General features: G+C 39.4%; 11 protein-coding genes. 10 read left to right on the forward strand and 1 reads right to left on the reverse strand.

Annotated elements, in window-relative coordinates; genetic code table 11:
- Nucleotides 1-331 precede the first annotated feature (331 nt).
- From RMZ41_RS21545 to RMZ41_RS21560, 4 genes are all read left to right on the forward strand, one after another.
- Complete coding sequence (locus tag RMZ41_RS21545; protein ID WP_322641110.1) at nucleotides 332-1411, forward strand: aliphatic sulfonate ABC transporter substrate-binding protein; 1080 nt, start codon at nucleotides 332-334, stop codon at nucleotides 1409-1411.
- An 87-nt stretch (nucleotides 1412-1498) separates the two neighbouring features.
- Nucleotides 1499-2587: a sulfonate ABC transporter substrate-binding protein gene (locus tag RMZ41_RS21550; RefSeq protein WP_322641111.1), complete on the forward strand. Its 1089-nt coding sequence runs from the start codon at nucleotides 1499-1501 to the stop codon at nucleotides 2585-2587.
- Nucleotides 2588-3180: 593 nt separating this feature from the next.
- Nucleotides 3181-3465, forward strand: coding sequence for a hypothetical protein (locus RMZ41_RS21555; RefSeq protein ID WP_322641112.1), 285 nt, complete (start codon nucleotides 3181-3183; stop codon nucleotides 3463-3465).
- A gap of 236 nt (nucleotides 3466-3701) precedes the next feature.
- Nucleotides 3702-5900: a CHASE2 domain-containing serine/threonine-protein kinase gene (locus tag RMZ41_RS21560; protein ID WP_322641113.1), complete on the forward strand. Its 2199-nt coding sequence runs from the start codon at nucleotides 3702-3704 to the stop codon at nucleotides 5898-5900.
- 72 nt (nucleotides 5901-5972) lie between these two features.
- Here RMZ41_RS21560 and RMZ41_RS21565 read toward each other — a convergent pair whose 3' ends face one another.
- On the reverse strand, nucleotides 5973-7433 hold the full coding sequence (locus tag RMZ41_RS21565; RefSeq protein WP_322641114.1) for a TM0106 family RecB-like putative nuclease: 1461 nt from the start codon (nucleotides 7431-7433) through the stop codon (nucleotides 5973-5975).
- Nucleotides 7434-7642: 209 nt separating this feature from the next.
- Here RMZ41_RS21565 and RMZ41_RS21570 point away from each other — a divergent pair, with 209 nt between their 5' ends.
- From RMZ41_RS21570 to RMZ41_RS21595, 6 genes are all read left to right on the forward strand, one after another.
- Complete coding sequence (locus RMZ41_RS21570) at nucleotides 7643-8101, forward strand: HIT family protein (protein WP_322641115.1); 459 nt, start codon at nucleotides 7643-7645, stop codon at nucleotides 8099-8101.
- 97 nt (nucleotides 8102-8198) lie between these two features.
- The gene (locus RMZ41_RS21575; RefSeq protein WP_322641116.1) at nucleotides 8199-9392 is read left to right on the forward strand and encodes an aminotransferase class V-fold PLP-dependent enzyme; all 1194 of its coding nucleotides are present in this window, start codon (nucleotides 8199-8201) and stop codon (nucleotides 9390-9392) included.
- 78 nt (nucleotides 9393-9470) lie between these two features.
- A complete protein-coding gene (locus RMZ41_RS21580; RefSeq protein WP_322641135.1) occupies nucleotides 9471-10553 on the forward strand; it encodes a glycosyl transferase in 1083 nt (360 codons plus the stop codon).
- Nucleotides 10554-10670: 117 nt separating this feature from the next.
- A complete protein-coding gene (locus tag RMZ41_RS21585; protein ID WP_322641117.1) occupies nucleotides 10671-11084 on the forward strand; it encodes a secondary thiamine-phosphate synthase enzyme YjbQ in 414 nt (137 codons plus the stop codon).
- 258 nt (nucleotides 11085-11342) lie between these two features.
- Nucleotides 11343-12092: a hypothetical protein gene (locus tag RMZ41_RS21590; protein WP_322641118.1), complete on the forward strand. Its 750-nt coding sequence runs from the start codon at nucleotides 11343-11345 to the stop codon at nucleotides 12090-12092.
- A gap of 405 nt (nucleotides 12093-12497) precedes the next feature.
- The gene (locus RMZ41_RS21595; protein ID WP_322641119.1) at nucleotides 12498-13286 is read left to right on the forward strand and encodes a Nif3-like dinuclear metal center hexameric protein; all 789 of its coding nucleotides are present in this window, start codon (nucleotides 12498-12500) and stop codon (nucleotides 13284-13286) included.
- Nucleotides 13287-13599: the final 313 nt, after the last annotated feature.

A 13599-nucleotide genomic window follows, 5' to 3' on the forward strand; every position in this document is an offset into this window, starting at 1 on the left:
GTTTAAACTATACATTTTATTGGTCAAGAGTCAAGAGCTATTCTAGATTTTTGACCAATAAAACTTGTCTAAATATCATCCTTTATACTTGAAAACCAAAATTATAAAAAAAGTTTTATTTAAAAACTAGTGTTAATGAATACTTTATTTTAGAAGCAAATTTGATACACTTTAAACTGAAAATGAGAGCTGTAATTACTCATTGAAAACGCTACATCGGCGAAAATTATTAAATTTAACCAGAAAAAATATTATGGTGCTTTTCAGAATTTTGCAAAGGCTAAATTTGTTTAGCAATAAACCGTTACAATCAAACATAACAAATACAAATATGTTCTATGAATATAGTCTAAATACTAAACATATATCTTTATTAATGACTGCTTGCACTCTCACCATACCAATGGTCATAGTTGGCTGTAGTCAAGAAACTAAAAATACTCAAAATCAAGTATCCTCAATTAGTACACAATCTCAAAGTCAAACAGTTTCTAATACTTCACAAAAACAAGAGTTACGCATTGTTTATTCTAAGCTTGGTTCTCTTGCGGTAATGAGAAAGCAAGGAACTCTAGAAAAAAGTTTGGCAGCAAAGAATTTTACTGTAAAGTGGCTAGAGTTTGCTGCTGGCCCGCAAGCTTTAGAAGCGTTAAATGCTGGTTCTCTTGACATCGCAGCCACAGCTGAATCGCCACCTATATTTGCTCAAGCCGCAGGTACGCCTCTTGTATATATTGCAACGACCCGATTTAATGGTAGAGGAGTTTCTTTTTTAGTACCAAAAAACTCTCCGATTAAAAGTGTTGCTGACTTTAAAGGCAAAAAAGTTTCTTTTCAAAAAGCTTCTATTGCTCATTATGTCTTGCTAAAAGCGTTACAAAAAGAGGGACTTAAACTGAGTGATGTAAAATCTCTTTTTCTCCCACCTCCAGATGCAAATGTGGCTTTTAGTCAAGGAGGAATTGATGTTTGGGTAATTTGGGAACCTTACATTACCAGAAATGTCCAAAAAAATATTGGTCGTGTATTAATAGATGGACAAGGACTTCAGGATATTGGTAGTTTTTATACTACCTCACGTAAGTTTGCTAACGAGCATCCTGAGATTCTGAAAGTTTTTTTAGAGGAGTTTATCAAAGCTGAAGATTGGTCGCATAAAAATATTGAGAAGTTAGCAGAACTTGAGGCAGGTGATGTTGGTATTGATGTACTTACTCTCAAAGCAATTCATAGTAAAGCAGTATATGGTCTGCTACCAATCACCGATGAAGTTGTTAAAAAACAACAACAAATAGCTGATTTATGGTATGCACAAGGGCTTCTACCAAAAAAAGTCAATGTCAAAGATGGAGTACTTACTCCAAAAGAATATGCAGCATTCACGCCTGATTCAATTAAATCTAATAAGTAAATAATTGTAATCAATTTTCAAAGTTAGATATTTTGTATTGATTAATATTTTGTTACTAGTATTTTTTCAAAAAATTGAGGTGCAAAAATGTTTAGTAATTTCGCACAATCTCAGACAAAAGTCATTAGTAAATTGGCTTTATTTGTACTACCTGGTTTTGTAGCTTTATCTACTACTTTAATCAGTTGTACGTCAACTGTATCTAATACAAATACAGGAACCGATCCTAAAGCAGAACCAGCAGGGGCTAAAACTATAACTTTTAAAACAAAGGTACTGCGAATAGGGTATCAAAGCTCTGGTGATTTAGTTAGAGTCAGAGGAGTTTTAGAAAAACGTTTGGAGCCTTTGGGCTTGAAAGTAGAGTGGTCACAATTTGCTCAAGGGCCGCAACTCATGGAAGCAATGAATGTGGGCAAAATTGACATTGGCTCAGTTGGAGAAACTCCTCCGATCTTTGCCCAAGCTGCGGGTGCAAGAATTATCTATTTGGCTGGTAGAAGACTTGGGCCTAATTCAGGTAAAGGTAGTGCGATCGCAGTTCCTAAAGATTCTCCAATTAAGAGTTTATCGCAAATCAAAGGACAAAAAGTAGTTTTTCAAAAAGGTTCGGCTTCTCACTATTTCATCATCAAAGCTTTAGAAGAAGTGGGATTAAAATATAGTGATATTCAAGTCTTAAGTATGCCCAATGTGGAAGCCCGTGGTGCATTTATTCAGGGCACTATTCCGGTTTGGGTAACTGGCGATCCTCATTTAGCTTTGGTAGAAAAACTCCACGGTGCGCGGGTGCTAAGAGATGCGACAAATATTGGTACTCCAGGCGGATATTATGTAGGAACACGGGAGTTTGCTAAGGAAAATCCCGAATTACTTCGGATTATCTTGGAAGAGATTGATAAAAATGGTCAATGGGCAGAAGCGAATCGCAAAGAGGTAGCCAAACTTATAGCACCTGTACTCAAAATTGATCTACCTATTCAAGAAATAATTTCTGGACGTGCTAATTATCGACTAAAAGGAATTACCCCAGAATTGATGCAAGCTCAACAAAGTGTTGCCGATTTATTTTATAACGAAAAAATCCTGCCCAAAAAGATTGATGTTCGGGAAGCACTGCTAACACCCAAAGAATATGCAGCTATTACTCCACCAACTCTAGTAAGTGAAAAATAGAAACTAATAAAATATTAGGACTTACGCAAAATCATGAGAAAACGAACCGCAAAGGACGCATAGACACGAAGTGGCTTCCCGAAGGGTAGGACACAAAGAAATAAGAGTTTTGGAGAGTTCTTGCGTAAGTCCTGGATATAGCAGAATTCAGAAATCTGATTGTGTCCGCGTAAAAGGGACTGGGGATTTGGTTCTCACTCCGATTAATAATGTTCTTGGCTTTAACCCCTCCCAAATTTTGAAATGTTTTCCCAGTCCCAAGTATTGAGTCCCCAATCACGGAGTAGCGTTCCTCCCCTACCAGTTGATTATTTTAGGGCTTACGTAAAACTACATTTTGTAGTTTTACGTAAGCCCTATACTTATTAAACTTGGGCATTAGAGGCTCTTCCCCATGCCCAAAAACTCCATCCCCTTGTGGGTATTTTTCATTTTCCTACTAGATATTGCGATATGGCAGATGCTATAACTCTGACTGCATCTATCTTATCTATACTTATAAAGGTTGTAAGTTGATGATTATGTACTACATCAACTATTATGCAAGCTATTTAAGCTAGTAATAGAGTTGTTTCAATCTAGGGGATAAGAATGTGAAGGTTTGGCTTGCTTGCTTTTTGGTGCTGTTTGCCTTGGCGGAACTGTTTGACTGGTTGCAAAAATTTAATCTGCCATTACCTATCTATATTTTGGGTGGTGCTTTTTTAGCTGTTGCTTCTAACTATGATAAGATTATTGGCTCCTATTTTGAGGATTCAAGTATGGAAGCATCGCTCGAACAACCACAGTTAGATTCGCTAACTCCATCTACTAATCCTATTTCTTTCCCAATTGCCAATCCTGTGGAAGATGCTCAAACATCTCAAACAGATAATTAGCCGCATAGCGCGACGCTTAATAGCCCGTTGTAGACATAGTTTATCTTAATTCTATGGTTGAGGCTGCGCGTCAATTTGCTTTAATAGTAGAAATATGTCAAGGTCTGTAATCAGTAAGTAAATTGCTACATTAATAGTGAAAGTGAAGCTCAGGTTAATTAGCTTTTAACCTAGAGTCTGAAAATCAACTTCTGCGCCTGCAACATCTACCCAATTCAGGCTACCGCCGCAATGCTGTGATTAGTGGATTATTAGAAAAACTCCGTGTGCCCTTTGTCAAAGTTCAGGATTCCCGTGAAACCTCCAAGGGCAAAAACTGGTTGCAAATTATTTTAGTTACCAGTGTGGGAGTAACCGCCTTTATCTGGGGAATTCGGGAACTCAAATGGTTGCAGCCTTGGGAATTAAGAGTTTACGATCAGATGTTGCGATCGCGTCCAGCACAAAAACCTGATAAACGAATTTTGCTGGTAAAAATTACTGACGACGATCTTAAACGAGATAAATGGACTCTATCAGATCGGACAATCAATCAGCTATTAAAGAAAATAGAGTCTTATCAACCGCGAATTGTTGGATTATATCTTTTCCAACCAGAAAACAATAATTTGGCAAATAATTTCCAAAATCAAGACAACATCGTTAGCACCTGTTCGTTCAGCAGCTTGGGTAGAGATGAAATTCCACCGCCGCTTAATTTTCCTATAGATAATGTTGGGTTTAGCGATGTGGTTGCTGACAATGAAAACGACCAAATTCTTCGTCGTACTTTGTTATTTGCTAACTCTACAGATAAAAAATGTACAACATCCTTTGCATTTGGGGCGCTAATAGCAATTAATTACCTGGACAAGCAAGGCATTGAATACCAGTTTACTAAGAAAGGAGATTTTGAGTTAGGTAAAACTCTGTTTCCACGGCTACAAGCTAATTCTGGTAGCTATCAACATTTGGATGCAGATGGCTATCAAATATTATTAAATTACCGTCACCCCAACAGCCTCGCCGATCAAGTAACCCTTACACAAGTCCTCAGAGATCAAGTCAACTCCAGTTTATTCAAAGATCGTCTTGTAATTATCGGCACTACGGCAGCTAATCTCCCCCCAGGTGGCTTTTATACACCCTACAGCACTTTGGCAGATCAACCACCTAGAATGCCTGCTCTGTTTATTCATGCACAGATAGCAAGTCAACTCATCAGTACAGTGTTGGATGGACGACCTCTAATTTGGTATTGGCCTGACTGGGTGGAACTTATTTGGATATGGGGCTGGGCACTATTAGGTAGTGTTTTAGCATGGAGGTGGCAAAATCCGTTACATTTGCTAGTGGTAGTAGGCATAACTCTACTTGGTTTAATAGGAATCTGCGTTGCTTTGTTTTTACAAGCCGGATGGATTCCTTTAATTCCCTCTGTTCTTACTTTGGTTATTAGTAGTATCTGCGTGATTGCTTATACTAGCTACCAAAATCAGCAACAAACTCAGGTGATTATTCTGCAAGTTGAAAAACAACAAGAAGCGATCGCACAATTAAATGTCCTCTTAGAAGACAAAACAGCAATTCCCGATTCATCTCTTGATTTCCCTACTCCAATTGATTCACTAGAAATAAAATCAGGTGATTTCCTTTTGGGTGGACGCTACAAAATCTCTCAAGTTCTTGGTGCAGGGGGATTTGGTCGCACTTATTTAGCAGAGGATACTCAACTACCGGGTAATCCGATTTGTGTAGTTAAAAAGTTGATGCCAGCCCGTCAAGATACACGCTTTTTGCAAATTGCCCGCAGATTGTTTAATAGTGAAGCTGAAATATTACAATCTTTAGGTAAACATCATCAAATTCCCGAACTACTAGCTTATTTTGAAGATGACCACGAATTCTATTTAATTCAACAATATATCGAAGGACATACTCTAAGTGAAGAGTTACCACCTGTGCAGAATGTCCAAAACGAATCATTTGTGATAGAAATGCTCAAACAAGTTTTAGAAGTTCTAGAATTTGTTCACCAGCATCGAGTAATTCATCGTGATATCAAACCTACTAATATTATTAGATGCGCTCAAGATAATCGCCTGGTATTAATTGACTTCGGTGCTGTGAAATTAATGCAACCACCAAGTAGCGAACAAACAGAATTAGCCACAGTAGCCATCGGGACGCGGGGTTATGCACCTCCAGAACAATTTGCCGGTCATCCCCGCTTATGCAGTGACATTTACGCTTTAGGAATGATTGGTATTCAAGCCATAACTGGGATACCACCACAAGAACTTTATCCACATCCAGAAACGGGCAATGTGATGTGGCGGGAAACGGTGCAAGTGAGTGAAGAATTAGCGGCAATTTTAGATAAAATGGTTTGCTATCATTTTAGCGATCGCTATCAATCAGCCACCGCCATTTTACAAGATTTGAAGCGGATCTAACCGTGATTTCTACCTGGTGCTATTTAAGCTAGATTCCAAGTAATTGTAAACCTTGAGAAAATCCAAAATTACTTAAGCTAGTTTCAACCCGTATTCATCCTGAAAAAAGTTTACCAGCCAATCTTTGACTCTGTGGGTAGCGCGACAGTCATCTTCGTTGTAGCTTTGGATAATTTCTAGTAAGGTGCGATCGCCTGTTTCTAGCCACTGATCGTACCAATAAATACATTTAGCACCACTAGCTTCTTTTTCTCGCCACTCAAATCCTAACCAACGTGCGATCGCTTTCAAGGCATAACTTTCTATAGGCAATGCTACACTTTCGGTTAATTGTTCATACACATCCACAAAGCGATTCAGTACTGGACGCACTGAGGAGTACGGAGTGTTGTAAAGTTTTGCCAGCCGTTTAACTGTATCAAGCTCGTAGGCACAAAAATGATAAATTGGCGCTTCGGGATATTGCCAAACTAAATCCAAAAATTGCTGCCAAATTAATTCTTCATCCTCTGGTTTATCTGCTAAAAACGAATAAAACTTTTCTGTGTTGGCAAGTCTATCAACAACTAAAACCCCCAAAAGATAATCTAAATCTAAGTCTGGCTGCGCCTCAATATCAAAGTAAAGTTCTATGGGTGCTGTGAATGTAATATTTTCTATTGGTAGCGGGTAGGGTAAAACTATGGGTCGTTTTTCCAATGCAGATTGAGCTTGCACTACTAGCTTCGGTGCTACTTTTCGGTCGAAACCAACGAGGTTTTCTAAAGTGCTGGGACTGGTATTAGCGAGAGATTCTAGCGTGGTAATGGCTACGTCTTGGAGTTGAGTGTAGCGAAGAGGTGTTATACCTGGTAATAGTGAGAGATGTTTTTCAGATTGAGCAACAGCATAACATTGACTATACCAATGGCAAAAATTACACTTTTGTCGAGAAATAAACACCTCTGGCGGATTCGGTAACTCTAAAACTCCAATAAACTCCTCCAGAATTTGCTGCATCCGTGGCATCCATTTGAACAAATCCACGAAATAATTGCTGTTTTTAGTTCGCAATATCAGCAAAGCTGTTTCTGGTACAACTCCCTGCACCGTTGCCAAAACTTGGGTATGAAATGCAGCAACAACTTGATATTCTTGCTTAGGGCGCTTACCCAATTCAATACTAGCCGGGACATACATCCAATCTCCAAAACGGGACTGTCCAGGCTGCTTTACCAGTAAATTTGGGCGACTCAGCAGGGTATATGCTTCAGAATAAGTTGCTAACAGTACTCCTTTATAGATGTACTCAACCCCACGTTCCATCAATTCTAAAGTTGCCTTCTCTGCCTTTTCCCAGTTTCCATAAGAATAATCTGGTTGGTGGTAACTCATCTGTGCCAAAGCACTTAGCTGATGAGCGATTTTGTCCTGTTGCAGTTTCCGCAGCAACTCATTAGGAGCATCGCGCTGACTTTTGTCACCGTGGATATCTAGAAAAGTCCGGCGTTTACAGCGTTGGTATTGCAGTAGAAGTTCAGCATTAATTAGCATTCTTTTAAGTTAACAAGAATTAGCACAATCTGGCAGTAACTCAGACAATTAAAGTTTTGAAGTGGCGATCAATTCTACACCTGATTTGCCGTTTATTTTATACTGTCAACAGCTAGCTCGTGACGTGAACAGATAGCGTTTGCGTTTCTGCTAAGTAACAGATGAGGGAAAATAACACAATTACGTTCTATCCATAATTACAAGGGTACATGACAGAACAACATGAGCCATGCCTCATTTGCGAGCGTCTCACACTCTGGAGAAGCGGTCAAAATCCTTACTTCATCCACGAATTCGAGCATTCAATCTTTGTAATTGGCGATCATCAGTTTCATCGCGGATACTCCCTTATTCTTCTGAAAAAACATATCAGAGAGTTGCATGAACTTCCCCCGTCTATCCAATCTGCCTTATTTCAAGAGGTGATGCTGGGAGGACAAGCGATCGTTAACGCTTTTAGTCCGTGGAAAATGAATTATGCATGTTATGGCAATAGTGAGCCACATATTCATTGGCATCTCTTCCCACGCTACGAGTCTGATCCCGATCGCCACGGGATACCTTGGCTTCATGCATCAGAATTCAAACACCATCTGATTACTCCTCAAACAGCGCAGAATCTAGGACAAAAAATCAGAGAGCATTTATGGTTACTAATTACAAGATAAGATTTGGCAGCGATCGCTTAAATTCATCTCATCCCAATTTTTAGGGTTGCTACTAGGACAAAATACAAATAACTCTTATATCAATAGCCTGTAAATTATGACTAGTATTTCTGTAGCGCAAACCGAGTTGCAAAGCCATCGAGAGCAATTTCCCGCTTTAGCCAACAAGACTTATTTCAATTATGGCGGACAAGGCCCTATGCCCCAAAGGGCAATGGATGCGATGGCCGAAACTCAGGCTTATGTTCAGCAAATAGGCCCCTTTGGTAATGAGGCGTATCGCTGGATAGCACCGCAGACTCAAGCTGCTAGAGATGCGATCGCTTCTGAGTTAAATGCACCAAGCGAAACAATTACCCTGACTCAAAATGTCACAGTTGGCTGTAATATCGCTATGTGGGGCATTGACTGGCATTCTGGCGACCATATACTGCTTTCAGACTGCGAACATCCAGGTGTGATTGCCACCACACAGGAAATCGCCCGGAGATTTGCGGTAGAAGTTACCACGTGTCCCCTGAAGGCGACTTTAAATGAGGGCGATTCTGTAAAAATTATTGCCCAGCACTTACGCCCTAATACCCGTCTTGTAATATTAAGTCATGTTTTCTGGAATACTGGTCAAGTTTTACCACTTGACAAAATTGCCGAAGTATGCAGAAATAATCATTCTTTTTTGTTGATAGATGCTGCCCAATCTGCTGGTTTGCTGCCTTTAAACTTGACAGAATTGGGTGCAGATTTTTATGCTTTCACCGGTCACAAATGGCTATGTGGCCCTGCGGGTGCTGGTGGTTTGTATGTTCGCCCAGAAGCGCGAGAAAGCCTGAAACCTACATTTATTGGCTTGAATGGCATTGTTGTAGATAGTCAATCTCAGCCTGTGGGTTGGCTTCCAGATGGGCGACGGTATGAAGTGTCTACATTAGCTTATCCGTTGTATGTTGGATTAAAGGAAGCGATCGCAATTCATCAGCAATGGGGAACATCACAGGAACGTTACGAGCAAATTTGTCAAAATAGCGAGTATCTTTGGCGGCGTTTAGTGGCGTTACCCGATATTAAATGTTTGCGAACTTCCCCGCCGGAAAGTGGTATAGTATCATTCCAACTTGTAAATAATCAGTCCCAAGCTAATCTCAAGTTAGTACAATTTTTAGACTCACAAAACATATTAACTCGGACAATTGCCGATCCTAGCTGTATACGCGCCACCGTCCATTACCTGACTTTAGAATCGGAAATCGATCAATTAGTTGAGGCGATTCAAAGCTTTTGCAAAAATAGTTAGTCATTATTTATTAGGAGTTAAAATCATAATTCCTAATGAATAATGACAAATGACAAATGACAAATGACAAACATAAAAATGGAACGCCCCATCTTATACTTGGCCATCACTAACCACGGCTTTGGACATGCTACCCGCATGGCTTCTGTCGCTGCGACAATTCAAAAATTATGTCCAGAAGTCCTGCTAATTCTTGTTACCACTGCCCCGCGCTGGTTGCTAGAGTGCTATATAGAAGGCGATTTTATCTATCGTCCCCGTGCATTTGATTTGGGTGTGGTACAAACCGATAGTTTGACAATGGATAAAGTAGCGACTTTAGAAAAGTTGCTAGATATTAAAAAACATCAAAATTCGCTCATTGCCTCAGAAGTGAGTTTTATCCGTCAAAATCGCGTTAATCTGATTTTGGCAGATATTCCTTTCCTGACTCCTGGGTTTGCCAAAGGTGCAAATATCCCTTGCTGGATGATGAGTAACTTTGGCTGGGACTTTATCTATCGAGATTGGGGGGGTGAATTTACAGCAGTTGCAGATTGGATTAGTGATTGGTACTCAAAGTGCGATCGCTTATTTCGTCTACCCTTCCACGAACCGATGCAAGCTTTTCACAATATCACAGATGTCGGCTTAACAGGCGGTTACCCCCATTACTCTGCTGATAATTTACGTTCTCTTTGGGGAATAACCGCACCTGTCGAAAAAACTATTTTATTGACATTTGGCGGCTTGGGTTTGCAGCAAATCCCCTACGATAACCTGCGGCGATTCCCAGATTGGCAATTTATCGTCTTCGATCAATCTGCGCCTGATTTACCTAATTTAGTGAAAATTAATGACCGTAAATACCGCCCTGTAGATTTTATGCCAATTTGTGGGCGAGTCGTCTCTAAACCTGGTTTCAGTACTTTTGCTGAAGCCACACTATTAGGAGTACCTATTGTTACTATCCCTCGTGAGGATTTTGCCGAAGCAGCTTTTATCGTAGAAGGCATAACAAATTATAACCAGCATCAAATTATCAGCCCATCTGAGTTTTTTCAAGGTACTTGGGATTTTCTCTATGAGTTACCCCAAGCACCAAAGCAATCTCAGCCAATTGCTAAGGATGGTAATGAAGCGATCGCTAATGCTATTCTCAATTATTTACAGACAAAATAAAGTTATTCAAAATAATATAAATTAATATATGAATGCTAACCATAATGATATAACGACCAGATTAAGCAAATTCAACTGCTAATTAGCTTTTACTATCATCAACAATTACTGTTTTAAATGAGTCACTACCAAAAGTTACTAAAAATTTCCACTGCTGCCAAATCTTTTTACAATATCACCCCTAAGATTGAAGCCGCAGTTGCAGAATCGGGAGTTGAAACTGGTCTTTGTACTTTATTTTTACGCCACACTTCAGCCAGTTTAGTCATCCAAGAAAATGCCGATCCTGATGTTCTTGTGGATTTAGCTAATTTTATGGCAAAACTCGTCCCAGAATCAGGCAAATACATCCACGATGCCGAAGGCCCTGATGATATGCCAGCGCATATTCGTACCGCACTCACCCACACTTCTGAACATATCCCTATTAATCGAGGTCATTTAGTACTGGGAACTTGGCAGGGAATTTATATCTGGGAACATCGCCAGCACAGTCATTTAAGAGAACTGGTTATCCACATTTCTGGATAGCTTATTTTCAGGTTTTATTTAAAGTGGAGTTTAAATACTCTGGTTCTACTGTCCACTCTTTTGATATAATCTCATAAACTAGCGGTGATATGTATTAAACAAGTATCGTCGTAATAGTTTTGTAATGATAATTATTGATGCAATATTAATTAGATAATTAGCGTTTAAAAGTTAAGTTTGTTTTTGCTTATTTAATAATCCCGTTACTTAGATATACACTAATAGTTAGTGTAAGCTGTTTGGGTTATTTCAACTACTATGAAGCAAGAACTGACACCAACTCATACTTTTCAATATATTGATGAAATCCTTGCCCAACAGTCTATTAATTTATTATCACTTAATCCTCAAAAGACATTAGTTACTAACTTCGCAAAATTAGAAAATTTAATTGTTCAAGAAAGCAGCGATATTCAAATCCTTACAACGCTTCAGGAAACTCTCGAATCTATAGTCCGTACTCAGTTACAAAACTTCCCAGAGAACATATTCTGGGATTTTGATTTTATGGTAAGCAGTATGCTCAGGCAGGCTTTGATTGCAGATGAGGGTGCTATTCCTTTTTTAAAGCTTTTTGGTGAAAAGATGGTTTCTCTGATGGAGATGTTCGGAATTAATACAGAAATCCGCTTCCGTTACGTTCACGATTTTATGTATGGGTTTGAGTGGGCTAGGTGGGTACAAAAGGAGCCGCAAAATCGCGCATCTGTAGAGCCTTTTGGTCTAGTATTTTTGGATTATTTGCTTGTCAAAGGTAAGGAACTTGTACAACGGATTAATCACGGTCAGGTCGTATCTTATAAACTATGTGATACAGGCTACCGTAATCCTTTCACCTTTTCTCGTGAACCAGAAGATGAATATCGTCTGCTAACTTATCTAGCTGAGGAGCAACTTATCCCAGTAGCGGTATGGAATTGGAATGCTAGCCCTGTATGGAACAAACCTTTTCAAGAAATGCGCCAGCAATTAGCATTAAAATTAAATATTCAACCACAGAAACACTGATTTATGAAGAAAGGGAAAGGGGGAAAGGGGAAAGGGTAAAGGGAACCAGTGACTTAAAAGCAGGGGTTTAAAATATGGACACTGGTTTTTATTGCACTACCTGTCTGAAAAATCTTCTTTTAAGATTTTCCATGTTTAAAAATACTTGCTCTATACCGTGTGGGAAAAGTTTTACTCTTTTTTTCCTTTACCTCTTCCCCCCGCCCCTTATCCCCAGAGAGGGCCCCACCTTCCCATTTTACCCTTTTCGGTAATAATGCTCTCTACGAGACACTAAAAGCGTAGCTTGCAACTCTTACAGAGTAAGTGGACTTGCTACCACTACGCTAACGTAATTCGTAATTAAGTAATATAACTGGGAATTAACCCCCCAGAATTGTTTGAAAGTTGCTGAAGAAAATAATTATGAAAATTGCTGATTTAATTACTTGGTTTGAAGCATGGGCAAATCCCGCTTGGTGCGAAAGCTGGGATAATTGTGGCTGGCAGATTGAACCAGGAGTTTTGCAGGAAAAAGCACGGGTTTTGGTATGTTTGACACCGACTTTGGCAGTAATGCAAGAAGCGATCGCTCTGAATGCTAATCTGATATTTGCCCATCATCCCTTGATTTTTAATCCTCTCAAATCTTTACGCACTGGTGAAGCGATCGCAGAAATGGTACGGTTAGCTTTTACCGAAAATATTGGTATTTACAGCGCTCACACCAATTTTGATCAAGTACAGGATGGTACTGCTGACGTTTTAGCTCAGATTTTAGAACTCAAAGAAGTTACCCCCATAGTACCGACACAAGAAGGCTTAGGATATGGTCGTGTTGGTTTCCTGGAGCCATTTTTAACACTACAGGAATTACTCGCAACCATTCAAAAGCGACTCGCTACCCCTAACTTGATTTTTTCCCCCAGTGCTGATTTACAGCAAACAATTTCACGAGTTGCTGTTTTGGGTGGTTCGGGGGCTGGTTACATTTCAGCCGTCGCCAAAACTGGTGCAACAGCTTATCTGACTTCTGATTGTAAATTTCATCAATTTCAAGAAAGCCGCGATCGCAATATTATCTTAATCGATGCCGGACATTACGCTACCGAACGCCCAGCTTGCGATCGTTTGGTGCAAAAATTCCAGTCTTTAAACCTAGACTGGGTGCAGCTAAGTCAAACAGATGAAGATTTCCGCCAGTTTTTTGCTTGATTGTTATATAGCAAGGGACTGGGGACTGGGTGAAAAGTCTTTTTGCGTCTAAGTTTCATCATCTGTTGATGTCCTAACCACCAAGGCTTGTGCTATATCTTCCTAGATTTTTTAGATGCCTATCTACCTGTTAAGTTTCACTATTAATACTGAATTTAAAGGTATTAAAAATTTCCGTACATATCAAGTATTATCATCAGAAATTGATGTTTTCTAGCATTTTCGTGATACGAATCACTGCTTAGTTGTAACTATAATCACATTCAAACAATGTTCTATATCAATAAATTGCACAAGAAAATGTTCCACACTT

The sequence above is a fragment of the Nostoc sp. DedVER02 genome, assembly GCF_034530675.2.
In the GTDB taxonomy this organism is placed as follows: Bacteria; Cyanobacteriota; Cyanobacteriia; order Cyanobacteriales; family Nostocaceae; genus Nostoc.

What these genes read in the sequence shown, in the direction of transcription:
- RMZ41_RS21545 (WP_322641110.1), top strand. Translation starts at nt 332, where the DNA reads ATGTTCTATGAATATAGTCTAAATACTAAACATATATCTTTATTAATG.
- RMZ41_RS21550 (WP_322641111.1), top strand. Translation starts at nt 1,499, where the DNA reads ATGTTTAGTAATTTCGCACAATCTCAGACAAAAGTCATTAGTAAATTG.
- RMZ41_RS21565 (WP_322641114.1), bottom strand. Translation starts at nt 7,433, where the DNA reads ATGCTAATTAATGCTGAACTTCTACTGCAATACCAACGCTGTAAACGC.
- RMZ41_RS21570 (WP_322641115.1), top strand. Translation starts at nt 7,643, where the DNA reads ATGACAGAACAACATGAGCCATGCCTCATTTGCGAGCGTCTCACACTC.
- RMZ41_RS21575 (WP_322641116.1), top strand. Translation starts at nt 8,199, where the DNA reads ATGACTAGTATTTCTGTAGCGCAAACCGAGTTGCAAAGCCATCGAGAG.
- RMZ41_RS21580 (WP_322641135.1), top strand. Translation starts at nt 9,471, where the DNA reads ATGGAACGCCCCATCTTATACTTGGCCATCACTAACCACGGCTTTGGA.
- RMZ41_RS21585 (WP_322641117.1), top strand. Translation starts at nt 10,671, where the DNA reads ATGAGTCACTACCAAAAGTTACTAAAAATTTCCACTGCTGCCAAATCT.
- RMZ41_RS21590 (WP_322641118.1), top strand. Translation starts at nt 11,343, where the DNA reads ATGAAGCAAGAACTGACACCAACTCATACTTTTCAATATATTGATGAA.
- RMZ41_RS21595 (WP_322641119.1), top strand. Translation starts at nt 12,498, where the DNA reads ATGAAAATTGCTGATTTAATTACTTGGTTTGAAGCATGGGCAAATCCC.